Consider the following 342-nt stretch of genomic DNA (forward strand, 5'->3'; position numbering starts at 1 on the left):
CGTCCGAGGCGGCCGCCGAGGCGGACGTCATCATGATCCTGGTCCCGGACCCGATCCAGGCCCAGGTCTACGAGGAGTCCGTCAAGGACAACCTCAAGGACGGCGACGCGCTGTTCTTCGGCCACGGCCTGAACATCCGCTTCGACTTCATCAAGCCGCCGGCCAACGTCGACGTCTGCATGGTCGCGCCGAAGGGTCCGGGCCACCTGGTCCGCCGCCAGTACGAGGAGGGCCGCGGCGTCCCGTGCATCGTGGCCGTCGAGCAGGACCCCTCGGGCAACGGCCTGGCGCTGGCCCTGTCGTACGCGAAGGGCATCGGCGGCACCCGGGCGGGCGTCATCA

General features: G+C 70.2%; 1 pseudogene. It reads left to right on the top strand.

Annotated features, from left to right (window positions below):
* Positions 1–342, top strand: a pseudogene (locus AADR41_RS42640) (ketol-acid reductoisomerase); the annotation flags it as partial.

Origin of the sequence: Streptomyces sp. CLV115 (assembly GCF_038448545.1) — a bacterium.
GTDB classification, from domain to species: Bacteria; Actinomycetota; Actinomycetes; order Streptomycetales; family Streptomycetaceae; genus Streptomyces; species Streptomyces sanglieri.